Origin of the sequence: Pseudoalteromonas rubra, from assembly GCF_005886805.2 — a bacterium.
GTDB classification, from domain to species: Bacteria; Pseudomonadota; Gammaproteobacteria; order Enterobacterales; family Alteromonadaceae; genus Pseudoalteromonas; species Pseudoalteromonas rubra_D.
In genome coordinates, this window is the sequence record NZ_CP045429.1 from 2,877,490 (window position 1) to 2,894,605 (window position 17,116).

A 17,116-nucleotide genomic window follows, 5' to 3' on the forward strand; every position below is an offset into this window, starting at 1 on the left:
CTATCTCTTGTCTGGGATCATGAGTTCTGACATATTAGATGACTGCCCACAGTCAGATTCGGCAAAGAGCTCGGACGACGAAATGATTATTTTATGCCAGGGAAACGATTACACGGTGCTATACACGAATACGTGCGTTTGATACACCAGCTTGAGCGAACTCAATTATTTAGGAAACTCCACGCGTCGCTGTAGCTGGCTTAAAATATAAGCGCGAACAAAAACAATGGTTTCCTGCCCGCGTTGATAATCTGATTAGATTACTGTTCATAAACACGTATTACTGCGAATTCTGCGTACTTTTCGCCCTGCACTTGAAATAAACACAAATGATTTATCATCGATAGTGACTATTTTGTCTGTAACTATTATGCCTGTAGGCAAAGGGTTTTGACCTTGGCTTTCTGTCACCGTGATCGTGAGTTGTCCATCTTTAATCAACCAACTGCCGAGAGTAATTGAGTCTATCGAATTGCATTTACCGGAAGTGTATTGAATATGCTCTATAGTGCCATCACTTCTATAAATGCTGATATGACCTTCTTGCCCATAATAGTTATCTGTTTTTGAAATTGACCATGACCCAACCAGTTTTTTCGAAAGTTCAAAATCTGAAATTGGTTGAGCAGTAACATCAACAGACACAGATAACAGAAACGCTACTATTGTATATTTCAAAATAAGCTCCCTTTTTAAAGAAACCTGACGCCTTGCTCGGCCGCCGCCAGGGTGTAGTCGATTAGATGCAGCACCTTACTATGCTGCTAAAACCTTCTCCATTAAGACTGCATTTTTTCCATAACCTGGATACAGATTTGCTCCTGAGATTTCTTCGAAGCCCAGTAATGACCAAAAGCGACCAGCGCCTTGAACGGCAACAAGAGTGATTCGCTTAACCCCTTTACTTACACACACTTTTATTAGCAATTCCATCATTGAACGGCCTATTCCTTGGCCCTTGAAGTGTGGACCAACTGCCATATCATGGAGAAACAAGGAGTCGCTATTTACAAGGTCTGGCAAAGGCTCAAACAGCTTGGGAGGCTCTTTCCCGCTCCATGGATGTGCCAACAAATAGCCTAACACATCATCTCGATCTGACACGCAGACAAAGCAAGTGTCCGGCGAAGCAGATTGCTTAGATTTGAGTACCTCTAGTTCTTCTAAGCCAACTTCATGATAGGCACTATCTTGAATTTCTAAGATCCCGATCCAATTCTTTTCTTCGATTTTTTGAATTTTCATTTGTTTTGTATGACAGCGTCAAAGGATGATACTACTTGGCTATACTTGTGCAACGAAACGGAGCCAAGCGTTAGCAGCCCCACTACTTAATGCGCTGGTTATATTTCTCTTTGTACTGAGCAATTCGCGTGCTTTCCAAAGTGGTCAACAGCAAAGCTAAACAGTACCTTTACCATGAAAAAAATACTCACCATCAAAAACCAAAGTGGCAGTGACAAGTAAATCAATAAAAAGATGCCATAGCACATAAAATTAGCGGCAACAAAAGACTGAATTGACTTCCCCTTTAGCGCATTGACTATAAATGCTGACACGATAGTGTAGCCCCAAATCATGATTGCACTACCCATGGGTTCAGAAAGCAACCATGCAATAGCTAAAATATGAACGTGAATGGCGATAAAAATAAGGCGACTTTTGGGCCGCCGAGAATAAAATTCATTCGTGCCATAGCTAAAATTAGCAATGCAGCCCGCCAACACATCAAAGATTAATAGAAAAGCTATGATTGATTTCCAATTATCTAAGCTTGTATCTGCAACTGAATAAACAATCCAACTTCCGAACAAGGCAAATACAATCGTACAACAAACCTCTAAAAGTGATTGTTTTTCACCAAATACTTCGAAAAGAAATTCTGGGGTTTTAAAGTACCTCATTGTCTGTGTACCACTTCCTTATATGTACCGAATTTTGATGTGAAATATAACGCCATAATAGAGCAGCCAATACGTAGGTTGCTTTGTGTTAATTTGGTTCAAAGCGACAACACAAAGCAACTGGAGTGTTGAAAATCCAATCGACCCGTTTTTACCGGCGTTTTTGAATTTCCTTGTTAACAATTTAGTTTGGCAACTTAATACGTTTAAATATGAATACTCTTGTCTCCTTTTGAAGATTAAGTTCATATTTATTTCTTAATAGAATCTTTAACTTCTGACTTTGAGCGCCATGTTGTAAGAAAGATGGCTGATTAACCTTACGATTAAAGAAGTAGAAATAGTCGTTATCGAACTCAATATTTCCACTTTCGATGATGGGCTCTTTTGGATCGAAACCGTAGCAATCATTATAAATCTTATAATTATCACCCTTAAGTTTTAGCGCATCAGGACATTCGAGTTCTTCACCAAACTGAAGCCATGTATCAGCACTTGCCGGAAAGTTCAGTAGGAATGTAAAGATAGCTATTATTCTGCTCATAACCAAAGACCGCTACCAGTATATTTGTGAGAATGCCGGTTAAAGCCTGCTCTCAGGTTTTTCCCGCCTCCACAACTAAATTAACATAATAGGAACAACCTACCACCCTGAACCTAAACCTGCAAGCCTGGTGTAGCCTGAAAAAAGCGAGCCTTGATATTGGCGAGACCTGAGCGCTTGGATAAAACGTACATGTAAGACTGATATAATGGCTCATTAATTTTTGCCTGTGAATCTGCATATATGTTTTTTGATATGTACTGAGGCATCCAGGAAGACAAGGAACGTGTTTTTGGCTATTCATTCACCTTAGCGCGAGCTACAGGAACCTGACAAACTCAACTTAGATCGTCCTCCCATTTCCAAAAATCGCAATTTCACTTCCACAAATAAAGCCGAGTATACATACTCAAAAAACAGCCAAGCCCAACAAATACAAACACTTAAAAAATGGCATGTGACTTGTAATGTCTACTATCAAGTACCCTTAGAGGATTGAGTATGGACATACAAGTCGAACAAAAAAAGAACACCCAAGTGAACTGGCTGTGGCTAGGCGGGATTACCTTGTTCGTTGCCGTGGCGGGCTGGCTGCTCGCCCAGCCCAGCGCGCAGGCATCCTTGCCGACAGAGGATGCCTGGATTGGTGAGGTCAGACAGGGAGATTTAGTCATTTCAGTGGCCGGGTTTGGTCAGCTTAAATCGCGCACGCCGCGTTTGATCAGTGCTGCCAGTGAAGCCACGATAGAGGAAATCGTACTGCGCCCGGGTATTGAGGTTACGCCCGACAGTGTGATCATGCGACTTAAGGATGCCAACCTGACTCAGGCACTAAAAGATGCAAAACGCACGCTGCAACAGGCAAAAGATCAATATTTGCAATCAAACATTAATCAGCAGCGTGAAATGCTGTCGCATCAGGCAGATCTGGAGATCTTAAAATCTGACTTAGAACGTGCTGAGTTAGAGGTGTCTGCTCAGGCAGGTCTGGTTGAGGATGGTGCAGTATCCAAACTGGATTATCAGCGTACAGTTCTGGAACATCGCCAGTTAACCCGCAGGATTGACATTGAACAACGTCGTATCAGTCAACTTGAAACCTTGCATACAGCTAACTTACAGCTGGCCAACTCAGATATCGAAGCTGCCGAAGAGGCTTATCAGCTGATCCAGCACAGAGTTGACCGCCTCACTGTACGGGCGGGGATCACAGGTGTGGTGCAGCAGGTATATGTCGAACTGGGGCAAAGTGTGCCCATGGGCGCGCAACTGGCGTTGGTTGGCAGCACCCGCGATTTATATGCCCGATTGCAAATTCCACAGGCATATGCGGAGCAAGTAGCACTGACGCAATCGGTTCAGGTGAACACCCGCTCAGATCTAATCACAGGCACTGTCTCGCGTATAAACCCTGTGGTGCAAAATGGCAATATTGAGCTTGAAGTAGCACTGCCCAAAGCTTTACCCGACAGCGCCCGGCCCGAACTCAATATTGAAGGCACTATACATATCAACACACTCAACGACGCGCTGTTTATCGACAAGCCTGTCGGTGCCAAAGCCTTTAGCCACGCCAGGTTATACCGTATCGACGCGAATACCCATCAAGCACACGCCATTGAGGTACACTATGGCGCCCAAACCGCACAGCATATTCAGCTGCTATCCGGCGCACAACCAGAGCAGCGCTTTATTCTGTCGGATATGGCATCCTATCAGGATGAGCCGGTCGTGTACCTGAGTAAATAAGGAAACAACAATGAACAACAAATGCGTTATTAAACTCACAGATATCACCAAACACTTCCTGCTCAGTGGTATGGAAACACAAGCCTTACGTGGCGTGAACCTGAGTATCAACGAGGGTGAATATGTTTCTATCTCTGGCCCATCCGGTTGCGGCAAATCTACCCTACTCAATATTCTGGGCCTGTTAGACACGCCTACTGGCGGCCGTTATCAGATCGCCGGAAACGACGCCAGCCAACTCAGTGTCAATCAACGCGCAACATTAAGAAACAAGCACATTGGCTTCGTCTTTCAGTCGTTCAATCTGATAGATGAACTGAATGTATTCGACAACCTGGCGCTGCCAGTTAAGTACAGTGCGCATCCTCTGAATGGCACTCAGCTCAAAGAGCGAGTGATGCATTGTCTGGAGCTGGTGCAGATGACACATAGGATAAACCATCAGCCCAATCAACTGTCGGGTGGTCAGCAGCAGCGCATTGCCATCGCACGGGCGTTGGTCAATCAGCCAGATATTCTGCTGATTGATGAGCCCACCGGTAACCTGGATTCCAAAAACGGTGATGCCGTCATGCAGATGCTGCACGACTTAAACGCACAAGGCACCACCATGTGCATGGTCACACACGACCTGAGGTATGCCGATATGGCCAGTCGCAAACTGTTCCTACTTGATGGCGTTATGGTAGATGAGGTGAAGCTGGAGATGGCAGGATGATCAAAGCAGAACTTAAACTGGCAGCGTCTAACCTGAAAAAGCTGCCCGGCTTTAGCTTCACCGTGATTTTTACACTAGCGCTGACCCTGGCGGCGCTGTGTGTAGTGATCAACATCAACCACCGGTTGCTGACCAAGCCCTTACCCTACCCCAATGCCGATACCTTATGGGTTACCGATCAGAGCGAAACCATCAACGGCGAGACACAATACGGCTTTCAGATGTTGCCAACTCAAGTGCTGCTCTACCAGGATCAACAGTTTATTGATGAAATGGCCATGCTGCATCACACCTCACCTCGTCTGATGGATGTCGATGGACGACCCACAGTGGATGTGCTGCGTGTTTCCCCTGAATTTTTCTCGTTACTCGGCGTGCCCATGCATTTGGGCCGCGCATTGAACAGCAATGAAGGGATCAGCGATGAACAAAAAGTGCTGGTACTCAGTTATCAGGCCTGGCTGGAAGACTTCAATGCAGATCCCGCCGTAATTGGCACCTTTACCCAGCTGAACCGGGTGGCTTATCAAATTGTGGGAGTCGTTGCCGAGAACTTTGAAGTACCAGAGATTTTTCGCAGCTCTGAGATCACTGGATTCAGCAGCTTCCCAGAAGCACTTAGCACCACTAATAACTGGAACAGCATCAGCAGCCAGTTTAATGGGATCGCTCGCTTTAAGCCGGGTGTGAACACAGCGCAAGCCAATCACTCACTGGGTGAGCAGATCAATACCCTGTATCAATCTCAGGAGAACGTTGCCCCCGATACCGCCATCGGGGCACGCTTCACCCCATTGCGCACCAGAATCATCGCCGAGAGCGATAACCTGGCATTGAGTTTGTTGTTTTCCGCGGCAGTGCTGGTTTTGATTGCGCTGACCAATGTCACCAACCTGTTTTTATCACGAGGCGCACAAAAGCAACGTACTATGGCAATTCAGGCTGCACTAGGAGCTAAGCCACGCCATATTTTCATCAGTATGTTTTGTGAAGGTGCTTTATTGATTGGCGCCGCAACCGTGCTCGGCTTACTGGGCGCGCAGTGGCTGAATGTCCTGTTGGCCGACGACTTGAGCTATCTATTCACTCGTATGCAGGCATTGTCGCTCGATGCGCCCACTATTGTAGTTGCAATTACCCTGGCGCTGCTTATCACTCTGCTCATTGCCGCCATCACCAGCAGTCAAGTTAACTACCACGCCCTGACAGGCGCCCTGCATGCCAGCGGCAAAGGCACAGGTGCGCAAATCTCTACCCGCACTCGTCATATCCTGGTGGCACTACAAGTGATGTTTGCCAGTTTATTGCTGTTTCTGGCGGCCAATAAGCTCCTGCCCGCCTATCATAAAATGACCCACCCAACCGGGTTCAATACTGAACACCTCTACTATGTGCGTGTTGATAGCAGTGCCACTGAGATTGACCCATTTGAACTAACCCGACAGGTGAAAAGTACCCTGAGTGCACAAGCAAATGTCGATTCTGTGGCAGCCAGTGCAGCCTCTCCATTAGCCATGAGCTGGAAAAACTACCTATATGACGAACAAATTGCGCTATTGGGCATAACCAGTTTGGCATTTTTAGATCAGGATGCTTTCGCTACTTTATCTTTGCCTGTCAGGCAAGGGCGCAGCTTTACCCCTATTGCAGCCTCTGGAGAGGATAACAACGAAATTATCATCTCGGAGTCACTGGCCAAACGCCTGTATGACACAAATAACCCGCTTGGGCAAACGCTATACATCGACCAGGAAACTCCAAGACAAGTTGTCGGTGTCGTAGGCGACGTTTACGTACCCACCGGCCCGCTAGGGTATGAATTGGAGCGCTACTATGTACCGCTCACCGAAGGCAGCAATGCGTTTATTATCAAAGCCAGCGGGCCTTTATCAAAAGTGCAATTTGGTGAGGTACTGAGAGATATTCATCCGACCTTAAACTTCTCGGTTTTCAGGAAAGTGGATGATATGCTCAGTCAGCGACTCAGACAAACCTGGCTTCAGGCCATGCTGACCGTGGCGTTATTAGCACTGACGCTTAGCCTGGCTGGCGCAGGCATTTACGGTGTACTTACCTATAGCGTGCAAATGCGTCGTTACGAGTTGGGCATTCATTTGTCTCTGGGGGCACACACACATAAACTGGCCGCTATGATCATAAAACAGAGTTTTGTGCCAATTTTTACCGGCCTGGCAGTCAGCCTGCTATTTGCAAGCCTGGGTTATCTGGTGTGGTCTCGTATCGGCGACGGACCAGTCGATGTGAACTGGCTGGCCATCATCAGCAGCATTCCGGTGATGCTACTGGTCGCACTAGTTGCCAGTTATCTGCCAGTACAAAAGGTGATCCGTCAGGACCCTATCCGGGCATTGAGAAATGAATAACAAATCGAACAACAGTCAATGAGGAAATGCAGGCGCTTCAAAGCGCCTGCCAGTTATACCATGCAAGGCACCCTACTTATCGTAGATGACAAGGCAGATATTCGCCTGAGTCTTCACATGCTGCTGAAAAACAGCGGCTTTAACACTCTCCAATGCAGCTCGCTGAGTGCTGCGGCAGACACGCTTGCACAGCAATCTGTCGACCTGGTGTTGCTCGATATGAACTATGAACTGGATACCACGTCGGGTCAGGAGGGCCTGCAGTTTTTATCTAAGCATGCCAAAGCAACCCCATCCAGCCCAGCGTTTATTGCTATGACCGCCTGGTCGAGTGTGACCCTGGCTGTCGAAGCCATGCAGCGTGGCGCTGTGGATTTTTTTGCCAAGCCCTGGGACAACCACGCCGTACTGATGATGATCAAAAAACATCTGGGGCTGAGACAAATGGCCCAGGCTCGGCAAAGCGCAACTCTTATCGCTCAAAAAACCACTGGCAAGACACTAGAGTGGCTCAGTCCGCAGATGCAAACACTCAAAAAGCAACTTGACCGGGTTGCGCCAACCGGGGCCAATATTTTATTGCGCGGTGAGAACGGCACAGGTAAATCCCAGATTGCTCAGTACCTCCACCAGCAGAGCGCCCGGACAGGTACACTGATCAGCGTAAATATGGCAGCTATCCCCGATCCCTTGTTCGAAAGCGAACTATTTGGTCATGTTAAAGGGGCCTTTACCGATGCTAGGCAGGACCGCGAAGGCCGTTTTACTCAGGCCACTGGCGGCACCCTGTTTTTAGATGAAATTGCCACGCTGAGCGAATCACAACAAGCTAAGTTATTACGGGTACTGGAAAATGGCGAATACGAGCCTGTGGGCGCAGATCACACCCTTCACGCCGATTGTCGCCTGATCAGCGCCACCAATGCAGATTTAGAGGCGCTTCAAGCACAAGAGAGATTTCGCCAGGATCTGTATTTCAGGCTCAACACCATAGAGCTGACTGTGCCACCTCTGCGCCAGCGCAGTGATGAAATCATTCCGCTGGCAAAACACTTTATCTCGCACCATGCGCAAACCTACGGCTTGCCTGAATTAATTTTGTCTGATTGTGCATGCAACACCTTGCAAGCCTATCACTGGCCGGGAAATGTACGGGAGCTAAGTCATATCATGGAGCGCGCCGTATTGATGTGCGACGAGTCCGAGATCACTGCCCGTCAGTTGCAAATAAAAGCCGTCAAAACCGAGCTCAACAATCCGGTGTCAGAGTTGGTAACTCTGGAGCAGGCAGAGCAAAAACTCATCCGAATGGCATTGGCTCAATGTCAGGACAACGTTGAAGACGCCTCACTCCTGCTGGGGATCAGTAAAAGTGCGTTGTATCGGCGCATGGATAAATTCAACATTAAGACCCGGCACTCGTAAATATGATGGCGCTGAGTTACGAACGATCCGCAGCCCTATTTTGCATGTTAGTGTGGCTGCTACTGGCCTCGCTCAGTACCGGGTTACTGCTCAGTCTGGGCAGTGGCTGGCTGGGTGTCATTACACTTTGGGTCCTGGGATTGTGCCCGGCTGCGCTGCTGCTACAACATATCAAAGTGCGCCTTATTCAGCCTTTTTACCATCTGACGACGACCATTGAAGCCATGCGGCTGGAAGACTATGGTCAACGCTTTTACACTACCGACAAAAGCGGCATTCTGGCCCAGCTGCAAACCGAAACCAGCCAACTATGTGATCATTTACAAGCGTATAAATCTGCACGGGATCATCAGGCAATCTTATTGTTCAGGCTCATTGAGCAGCTGCCCAGTCCCATTGTGGTGTTTGATGAAAGCAACACGCTGGTTCATGCCAACGACGCTTTTTCAAACTGGACCGGCAAACCTTGGCAAACGCAAAAACGACTCAAGGCCGCTCATTTCAGCCTGATACAAACTAACGGGCAGTGGCAATTCAGTCACCCGTCGCTGGCTCAGCAATGGCAGATCCGGCAAAGCCAGATCCCCATTGACGACAGCCACGCTCATTTATTGATCCTGACCGATGTCCAGTCTGTGGTCAGTCAGGCGCAGCGCGACGCCTGGCAAAAAATGATCCGCATTCTGAGCCATGAGATCCACAACTCACTATCTCCCATCAAATCACTGGCACAGACACTGCAAATGTTACAAGCCGGCGCCGATACGCAAGCTAATTTTGAACAGGCGCTGGCAGTAATAGTACAGCGCAGTGACGGGCTGATGTCATTCGTCAATCGCTACGCCAGCGTTGCCCGGCAACACCAGCTGCATACAGAAACGGTAAGTATTGACGCCCTGCTCAGCCCCATACAGGTTTTATATGACACCCGGGTCCGCTGTTCAATTGAGCAGACCTTTGCACTGCATGTGGATGTCAGCCTGCTGGAACAGGTATTGGTTAACCTGATCACTAACGCGCTGGAGGCCAGCGATGAAACCGGGATGGTTGATATTATCGTTAGCAACACAGCACAATACGCGTTTATAGATATTCTGGATGAAGGTCAGGGACTCACTAACCAAGACAACTTGTTCGTGCCCTTTTACACAACCAAACCAAATGGCAAAGGCATTGGTCTGGTGCTGTGTAAAAACATTGTAGAGCAGCACAATGGCCAATTAACCCTCGTCAATCGTACAGATAAGACAGGTGCCAGAGCCAGAGTTCAGTTACCGCTAGAGCTGGCATGAGCAAAACCAGATCACTGCTCAACAAAGATCAGCGCGTCGGTATCAAAGCCTCGATCAGCCGCCATGCTGACAAACTTATCGATGATCGCCTGATCGACTTGTGGGGTTCGAGAGAGTAGCCATAAGTACTCCGTGTCCGGACCAGACACAAACGCATACTGATAGTTATCGTGGTCGAGCTCAAACACAACATAAGCCCCATAAAACGGACCAAAGAACGACACTTTCAGGTAGGCTTCATCGTCCTGGTTGACAAAAAACGCTTTACCTTCAGCTTCGCGCCACTGATTTTCTGCTGCGTTGAAGCCGCGATTAATGACCTTCACGCCGCCGTCTTCGCGCATACTATATTGCGCCGTCACCCGGGTCAGGCCGCGCTCAAAAGAGTGATCCAGGCGGGCAATCTCGTACCACTTGCCCAGGTAGCGATTGAGCTCAAAATTCCCCACAGGCTGCACGCCCTGTGGCATGCCCAGACAACTACTGAGGACAAGCGTCATCATGATAATTAAGACTGTTTTCAATGTCTGCTCCTTGTATAGTTAATCTTGGGTAGTACGACATAACAAAGAAGTCGGTTCACAGGTTTGCGGGCATTTCACGACATGAGGTGCCAGTGAGACAGAGTTTAGCTGTGATGGTGGTGTCTTGGTTGGAAGATCCCGTGTTAGAACACGGGATAACAAGCTGAGTGCCCTGGGTGGCTTGAGTAAATTACCCGTTTAGGCCTTTTTCACAAATTTCGCGGTGACCATCATTTCGCCTACACCATCGACCTTGCAATCCAGTTCGTGGTCTTTTTTATCCAGAACACGACGAACCAGAGCTTTAGTGCCAATTTTGATCACCTGAGAACTGCCTTTGATTTTCAAATCTTTGATCACTGTCACTTTGTCACCGTCGGCAAGCAATGCCCCGTTGGCATCTTTCACTGTGATTACATCGTCTTCGTTGACTTCATTTGGGTTCCATTCATAGGCGCACTCCGGGCACACCAGATTGCTTTGATCCTGATAGACGTATTCAGAATTACATTTCGGGCAAGGAGGTAAAGACATGCTGACTTACTACATTTTGATTCATTTGGCCTGCATAGTAATGGCTCGCACGCGGATGTGCCAGTGCTAAGCCAATATTTATTGATTTAGTGCAGACAAAAATAAACTGGTCAGTACTATAAACTGCTTTTTGCATGCGCCATCACAGTCCGTACTCTGGCAGGCAGGACTGCACGTCGCGCTGTGCACAGATAAATTGTCTCGCTCACGGGTTGGCTCAGCGCATGTATCCGTATTAGTTTTTGCCGGGCAAAGGCCTCAACCGCAAAAGCAGGTAAAACACTGAACCCTATGCCCCGACTGACTGGTTCAAGGATCAGGCTTATCTGATTAGAAAACCCTCTGCGGGCAAACTGTGCGCAATGCCGGAACTGTGCAAAGTTCGCGCTGAGTAACAATTCACTATGGTGTGCGCCATCGGGGTGGTCAATAAACCCCAGTGACTGCAAGTTCTCCCAGCTCGGTTCAGCCACCTCAGCCGGCGTAACCAGCAACAAGGGTTCCGTCGCTATCGCCTCGCTCATTACCTCCGCTGACCTAGCCGCGACAGTAGTAAAGCCCAACTCAGCACTGCCATCGGCTACGGCCTTTTCAATGGCCTGATTTGGTGCAAACCTGTGATCAATGACAAGCCCGGGATGACGGCTTTGAAACGTCAACAACTGCGGATAGAGCCTGAGCCCGAGGCTCCCCGGCGACATCACCTTAACTTCTCCTTCAAAAGGCGGATCCTCCCCGATGCTGATTTCCAGTTCCGACAAATCTTGCAGTATCTTTAATGCCTGAATACGCAACCGTTTACCCGCTTCTGTCAGTACCACCTGCTTGCCATCACGCAGCAACAAGGCCACACCAAAGTGCAACTCTAGCTTTTGTACATGCTGGCTCACACCCGACTGAGTCATATGCAAGTGCTCAGCCGTGCGGGTAAAGTGCCCTATATCCGCCAGGGTACAAAATGTGCGGAGCCAGCTGTTATTAATCATTACAAAAAATACTTATTTTGATAATTTTTAATAATTTTACATTATGACCTGACGTTTGTAACCTGCTCACTATTCAAACACAGGAGCGTATTTATGAACCAGGTTTACCCACGTACCTTTTCACATATCGGTATCTCAGTGCCCGACCTTGAAAAAGCCGTTGAATTTTACACTCAGGTCATGGGGTGGTATGTGATCATGGCCCCCACCGAGATCGTTGAAGACGACAGCGCCATTGGTGAAATGTGCAGTGATGTATTTGGTCCTGGCTGGAAACGTTTTCGGATAGCACATCTATCCACTGGCGACCGCATTGGCGTAGAGCTGTTCCAGTTTGATAACCAAACCAGCCCGGAAAACAACTTTGAATACTGGAAAACTGGTATTTTCCATTTTTGTGTACAAGACCCAGATGTTGAAGGCCTTGCAGATAAAATAGTGGCCGCAGGGGGTAAACGACGTATGGCAGAACCTCGCTATTATTACCCTGGAGAAAAGCCCTATCGCATGATTTATATGGAAGATCCGTTCGGTAATATCGTGGAAATTTACAGCCACAGTTACGAACTGATATACAGTGCCGGTGCATATCAGGAGTAATATCTGGCAGGGCTGAACGTATCGGCCCTACTTATTTACCAGCTTGCTTATTAGCCCCCCACAGGGCAACACCCAGCGCTATGCCGGCTCCGGCACATGGAGCAATAGAAAAAGCCAGAATATCAAATGCTACCCCAGCAGTTATGCCAACCGCGGTGCCAATACCTGCACCAATCCCAATATACAGGCCCGGGTTAGGCCCGACTTGTACTTGCTTATCTGTCATGGGGATTTCCTTATCTTCATACTAGATGGGCTTAAATTTATACACAGACGCAGACAAAGCACAATACAAAATTGTATGCCTATCTCTTGCAAAAATACGATATGCTTTAATTGAGTGACGACAACCTCAGGTTTGTATGCATATTTTATTAGTTGAAGACGACCCGGACACGGCTGAATTTATCTGCGCCGGGCTTGCCCAACACAATGCGCAAGTACAGCATTGTGACAACGCAGAGCGCGCCATGCTAAGCGCCTCTGCCCACGCATTTGATGTCATCATTTTCGACCGCCTGTTACCCAATATGGATGGCCTCGACGCGGTGCGAATTTTACGCGCCAGTAAAGTCACCACCCCAATTATTATGCTTACCGCACTGAGTGATACCGCCGATCGGGTAGCCGGACTTGAAGCTGGTGCCGACGACTACTTAGTTAAGCCCTTTGCTTTTGCCGAGCTGTATGCGCGTTTAAAAGCCCTAGCCAGACGTCAGCCCCTCAGAGCTGACACGCTGGAGCTGGTGATCGGCGAGCTGCGACTCAACCGCACATCCCGCAAAGTGCTAAGAGCAGGACAGGAAATTGAGCTGATGCCCAAGGAGTATCAGATCCTGGAATATATGATGCAAAACCCCGAGCAGTTAATCACCAAAACCATGTTACTGGAGCAGGTCTGGGGCTTTAGTTTCGATCCCAAAACCAGCTTAGTGCAAACCCATGTCAGCCGATTGCGCAATAAACTGGATAAGCCTTTTACGTTTGACATGATCAAAACCATTCGCGGCAGTGGCTACCTGCTAACAGGCGCCACTGATGGTTAGTCGTTATCATTTGAAGCGAGCTTTGCTTTCAAGCGGCGCGCTCTGGGCCTCCATGCTATTGCTGTTATGGCTCTTGGCACAACTATTGGTGTGGCAGGATAAACAAATACAGCAACACGAGTTTAGTGAGTTTCTTGGCGACATCGAAAGTATGCTTGAAGAGCATGGCTTTGAGCACGTGTTGCAGGAGTTCGAGCTCGAAGACGAGGTTATCTGGCCAGAGCATGAGGCACACGCACATCTGGCTGATGAAGGCTGGCTGATTGCCGTGTTTGAGCAAGATAAACTGCTTTTGGGCGCTGATACTCATCTGATGACGTCGCCCACTCCCCATTGGCAAACCGTATCGCTTGGCGAGGAAGGCAATGCTGAACTTTTGACTGCGACAGTAAACTTACCTGGTGGCTTGCGTATTCATTACTGGCAAAAGCGGGACGAGCTGCACACCCATAAAAGCGAGTTCTATGCACAACTGATGTACTGGTTTGCCCTGCTAAGTCTGCCCTTGATGGTGGCGGCAATCACCTGTTTTCAGGTTAAGCATAGCCGCACCCTGCAAGCATTATCAGAACAACTGGCCCAGGTTGCACACTCTCCGGATTCCAAGCGTACCGAAGTGACGACATCCAATTCAGACATCATTACCCTGAGCGTTGCAATTAACCGCATGCTTGATGAAATATCCCGTCTGCATGGCAATCTGAAAACCATGTCGGTGGGCATCGCCCATGATCTGAAAACCCCTTTATCCCGCATTTCTAACCGCTTGCAGAGTATGTATCAGGATCTCGATGACCCGACAAGACTGGAGGGGCACATAGACAAAGCGAGCAACGAACTGGCGCAGGTTATCAACACCTTTAATAATCTGGTGCGGCTGAATGCCATTGAGTCAGGAAAACACATTCAGGGCTTTAAAACATTTGACTTATCAGCACTCATTGATGAGCTGGCACAAAGTTACTTACCGGTCTTTGAAGACAGCGGCCGGCATTTTGAGGTGTCCATTGTGCCGGCTGTGCATTGCCACGGTGACAAAGACCTGCTCGGTCAGTTGATCTGTAACTTGCTGGAAAATGCACTGGAACATAGCCAGCCAAATGCGCACGTATGGCTCAGACTGCAAAGCCATACCCAGAGTGCCCTGCTGCAGATCGGGGACGATGGCCCTGGCATCCCGGTCAAGGATCAGGCCAAAGTGTTTGATAAGTTCTATCGTGCCGACATCAGCCGTGGTCGCCCTGGCAATGGCCTCGGGCTGAGTATTGTGCGCGCTATTTGCGAGGTCCACCAGGCCCAGCTTTGTCTGCTCGAAAGCCAACCCGGTGCGGTGTTTAATATTGAGATACCGACACGCTCAGTCCTGAGTAACTAAATTGCCAACATACCCAAATATCACACATCAGAGATAAGAACTCGGAGTAACAAAATGCGTAAAACCTAAAAGCATACAATTTTGTAAACAAGCCGTATGACAACTGTATGACCGTTTTCGCTCGTTTCACTCTAAACTTGAGGTATCTGCAAGTAAGAGAGTGAAACCATGTTCAGACTAACCCCGCTTAACATACTGCTGCTCAGTTTTTGCCTGAGCCTGACCGGGTGTGGCGGCAGTGATGCCAGCCCAAGCAACACAACCAACCCGACCACCCCACAGCCGGAGCCCGATAATTCAGATGGAGATACTAACAACAATTCTGGCGGCGATAATAGCGATGATGGTGCAGACGAATCCCCCGACGACAACACATCCGAAATCGACCCGGCCTTTGCCACTGCGCTCACTACATCACGATTTTTACAACAGGCGACCTTTGGGGCCCGGCCACAAGATTTGGATACCCTGACAGGAAAAAGCGCATCAAGCTGGTTTAAAGCACAGCTTAAGCTGCCACCCAGCCTGATCATGCCGGTGGTGAGCGAGTTTACCCCACCACCAACCGCAGAGGATGACTTTAATGCGCTGTATATCGAATCAACCAGTGTGGCATTCTGGCGCAACGCCATTGCTGGTGACGATCAGTTGCGTCAACGGATGGCATTTGCCCTGTCCGAACTGCTGGTGGTATCCAATGCCGGCGGAGAAGAACTGACCGATATCCCTGAAGCCGTTGCTTCTTATCAGGATATTTTGATCCAGCACGCCTTTGGCAACTATCGGGAGTTACTCGAAGCAGTCACATACTCTCCCGCCATGGGTTTTTATCTGACCTATATGGGTAACCTTAAAGGGGATGAAGCCACAGGCAGAATGCCAGATGAAAACTATGCACGTGAGTTACTGCAACTGTTTACTGTTGGGGTTGTTGCGCTGAATCCAGACGGCACCGAACAGCAAGATGAAAATGGTGCAACAAAAGAGCTGTATAATAATCAGGATATCACCGGCCTGGCACGGGTGTTTACGGGTCTGGATATGGACTATGACACGTCTGAAGAGCTGGAGATAAACGAGTTTGCCCTCCCCATGACTGTCTACCCGGAAAATCACTCAGAGAAGAGTAAAACCTTCCTGGGTACCACAATTGCCGCCGGGACAGGCCCCAAAGCCTCAGTGACACAGGCGCTGGATCATATTTTTGCCCATCCAAATGTGCCCCCTTTCGTTGCAAAGCAACTGATCCAGCGACTGGTCACTTCTAACCCCTCTCCCGGCTACGTAACACGTGTTGGTACAGCGTTTAGCACCGGCCGCACAACTTTGCCCGATGGCAGCTTAGTAGGAGATGGCCGTCGTGGCGATTTAACCGCAACACTGGCAGCAATTTTATTTGACCCGGATGCCAGAGCGAACGCCACAGAGCGTGGCGGTAAGATCCGTGAACCTATCTTACGCTTTACACAGTGGGCACGGGCGTTTGCTGTCAAAAACATCACCCCGGAATACCAGGAAATGCTGTGGGACACCCGAGATGCCAGTATGCTGGGCCAACACCCCTATCGCTCACCCAGTGTCTTTAACTTCTTCCGCCCCGGTTATACTGCACCGGGCAGCGTGAGCGCAGCCAATGGTATGGTGGCTCCTGAGCTGCAGATCACCAACGCCAGCACCATTACCGGCTACGCCAACTTCATGACTTACTACATTACCGGGTTACAACAAGAAGTAGATGTCGAGGAACTGCAAGTTATCTATGACGAAGAAAATATTCCGCTCAATGCTCAAAACGCCGCAGAGAGCTTCCTCGCAAGCTACGACACAGAACTGGCGCTGGCAGGTGATCTCAGCGCACTGATAGCTCGCCTGGACCTGTTGCTATGCGCCGGGCAACTCAGTGCCACCAGCAAGCAATCGATCCAGGACATAATACAAACGGTGGCACAAAACGACGACGCCGAGCCGCTGCGGCTCGTGCACCTGGCCATTTTACTGGTTATGACCTCACCTGATTACTTAGTTCAGAAATAGG

At 48.6% G+C, this 17,116-nt stretch carries 17 protein-coding genes; 9 read left to right on the forward strand and 8 right to left on the reverse strand.

Annotation, left to right across the window (positions count from 1 at the left end; translation table 11 throughout):
• Window positions 1–267: 267 nt before the first annotated feature.
• The 4 genes from CWC22_RS12485 to CWC22_RS12500 all read right to left on the reverse strand — a co-directional run bounded on the left by CWC22_RS12485 (window position 268) and on the right by CWC22_RS12500 (window position 2,448).
• A complete protein-coding gene (locus tag CWC22_RS12485) occupies window positions 268–678 on the reverse strand; it encodes a hypothetical protein (RefSeq protein WP_138537772.1) in 411 nt (136 codons plus the stop codon).
• Between the two features lie 78 nt (window positions 679–756).
• On the reverse strand, window positions 757–1,245 hold the full coding sequence (locus CWC22_RS12490) for a GNAT family N-acetyltransferase (protein ID WP_138537771.1): 489 nt from the start codon (window positions 1,243–1,245) through the stop codon (window positions 757–759).
• Window positions 1,246–1,343: 98 nt separating this feature from the next.
• The gene (locus CWC22_RS12495; RefSeq protein ID WP_138537770.1) at window positions 1,344–1,904 is read right to left on the reverse strand and encodes a hypothetical protein; all 561 of its coding nucleotides are present in this window, start codon (window positions 1,902–1,904) and stop codon (window positions 1,344–1,346) included.
• A gap of 184 nt (window positions 1,905–2,088) precedes the next feature.
• Window positions 2,089–2,448 (reverse strand): hypothetical protein, encoded by a 360-nt coding sequence (locus CWC22_RS12500; RefSeq protein ID WP_138537769.1) that lies wholly within the window; start codon window positions 2,446–2,448, stop codon window positions 2,089–2,091.
• A gap of 501 nt (window positions 2,449–2,949) precedes the next feature.
• On the opposite strand from CWC22_RS12500, the gene CWC22_RS12505 reads away from it, so the two are divergent.
• Genes CWC22_RS12505 through CWC22_RS12525 form a run of 5 tightly spaced genes read left to right on the forward strand, consistent with a single transcriptional unit; the run spans window position 2,950 to window position 10,016 of the window.
• A complete protein-coding gene (locus CWC22_RS12505; protein ID WP_138537768.1) occupies window positions 2,950–4,197 on the forward strand; it encodes an HlyD family secretion protein in 1,248 nt (415 codons plus the stop codon).
• A 10-nt stretch (window positions 4,198–4,207) separates the two neighbouring features.
• Window positions 4,208–4,915: an ABC transporter ATP-binding protein gene (locus CWC22_RS12510; protein WP_138537767.1), complete on the forward strand. Its 708-nt coding sequence runs from the start codon at window positions 4,208–4,210 to the stop codon at window positions 4,913–4,915.
• On the forward strand, window positions 4,912–7,299 hold the full coding sequence (locus tag CWC22_RS12515) for an FtsX-like permease family protein (protein WP_138537766.1): 2,388 nt from the start codon (window positions 4,912–4,914) through the stop codon (window positions 7,297–7,299). The genes CWC22_RS12510 and CWC22_RS12515 overlap by 4 nt, the downstream gene beginning before the upstream one ends.
• An 18-nt stretch (window positions 7,300–7,317) precedes the next feature.
• Window positions 7,318–8,724 (forward strand): sigma-54-dependent transcriptional regulator, encoded by a 1,407-nt coding sequence (locus CWC22_RS12520; protein WP_138537765.1) that lies wholly within the window; start codon window positions 7,318–7,320, stop codon window positions 8,722–8,724.
• Between the two features lie 2 nt (window positions 8,725–8,726).
• Window positions 8,727–10,016 carry a sensor histidine kinase gene (locus tag CWC22_RS12525; RefSeq protein WP_138537764.1) on the forward strand — a complete coding sequence of 430 codons (1,290 nt, stop codon included), beginning with the start codon at window positions 8,727–8,729 and terminating at the stop codon, window positions 10,014–10,016.
• A gap of 11 nt (window positions 10,017–10,027) precedes the next feature.
• On the opposite strand, the gene CWC22_RS12530 is transcribed toward CWC22_RS12525, so the two are convergent.
• From CWC22_RS12530 to CWC22_RS12540, 3 genes are all read right to left on the reverse strand, one after another.
• Complete coding sequence (locus CWC22_RS12530; RefSeq protein ID WP_416365172.1) at window positions 10,028–10,519, reverse strand: lipocalin family protein; 492 nt, start codon at window positions 10,517–10,519, stop codon at window positions 10,028–10,030.
• 219 nt (window positions 10,520–10,738) lie between these two features.
• The gene (locus CWC22_RS12535; RefSeq protein WP_010381971.1) at window positions 10,739–11,074 is read right to left on the reverse strand and encodes a zinc ribbon domain-containing protein YjdM; all 336 of its coding nucleotides are present in this window, start codon (window positions 11,072–11,074) and stop codon (window positions 10,739–10,741) included.
• Window positions 11,075–11,190: 116 nt separating this feature from the next.
• Entirely contained in the window at window positions 11,191–12,060 is an 870-nt protein-coding gene (locus CWC22_RS12540) for a LysR family transcriptional regulator (protein ID WP_138537762.1), read from the reverse strand.
• 93 nt (window positions 12,061–12,153) lie between these two features.
• On the opposite strand from CWC22_RS12540, the gene CWC22_RS12545 reads away from it, so the two are divergent.
• Entirely contained in the window at window positions 12,154–12,660 is a 507-nt protein-coding gene (locus CWC22_RS12545; RefSeq protein WP_125561748.1) for a lactoylglutathione lyase family protein, read from the forward strand.
• 31 nt (window positions 12,661–12,691) lie between these two features.
• Here CWC22_RS12545 and CWC22_RS12550 read toward each other — a convergent pair whose 3' ends face one another.
• On the reverse strand, window positions 12,692–12,886 hold the full coding sequence (locus CWC22_RS12550; protein ID WP_138537761.1) for a hypothetical protein: 195 nt from the start codon (window positions 12,884–12,886) through the stop codon (window positions 12,692–12,694).
• Window positions 12,887–13,022: 136 nt separating this feature from the next.
• Between CWC22_RS12550 and CWC22_RS12555 the strand changes: the two genes are divergently transcribed.
• From CWC22_RS12555 to CWC22_RS12565, 3 genes are all read left to right on the forward strand, one after another.
• Window positions 13,023–13,706, forward strand: a complete 684-nt coding sequence (locus CWC22_RS12555) for a response regulator transcription factor (protein WP_138537760.1) — start codon at window positions 13,023–13,025, stop codon at window positions 13,704–13,706.
• Complete coding sequence (locus CWC22_RS12560; RefSeq protein ID WP_138537759.1) at window positions 13,699–15,081, forward strand: sensor histidine kinase; 1,383 nt, start codon at window positions 13,699–13,701, stop codon at window positions 15,079–15,081. Before CWC22_RS12555 ends, CWC22_RS12560 begins: the two co-directional genes overlap by 8 nt.
• 168 nt (window positions 15,082–15,249) lie before the next feature.
• On the forward strand, window positions 15,250–17,115 hold the full coding sequence (locus CWC22_RS12565) for a DUF1800 domain-containing protein (protein WP_138537758.1): 1,866 nt from the start codon (window positions 15,250–15,252) through the stop codon (window positions 17,113–17,115).
• Window position 17,116 lies beyond the last annotated feature (1 nt).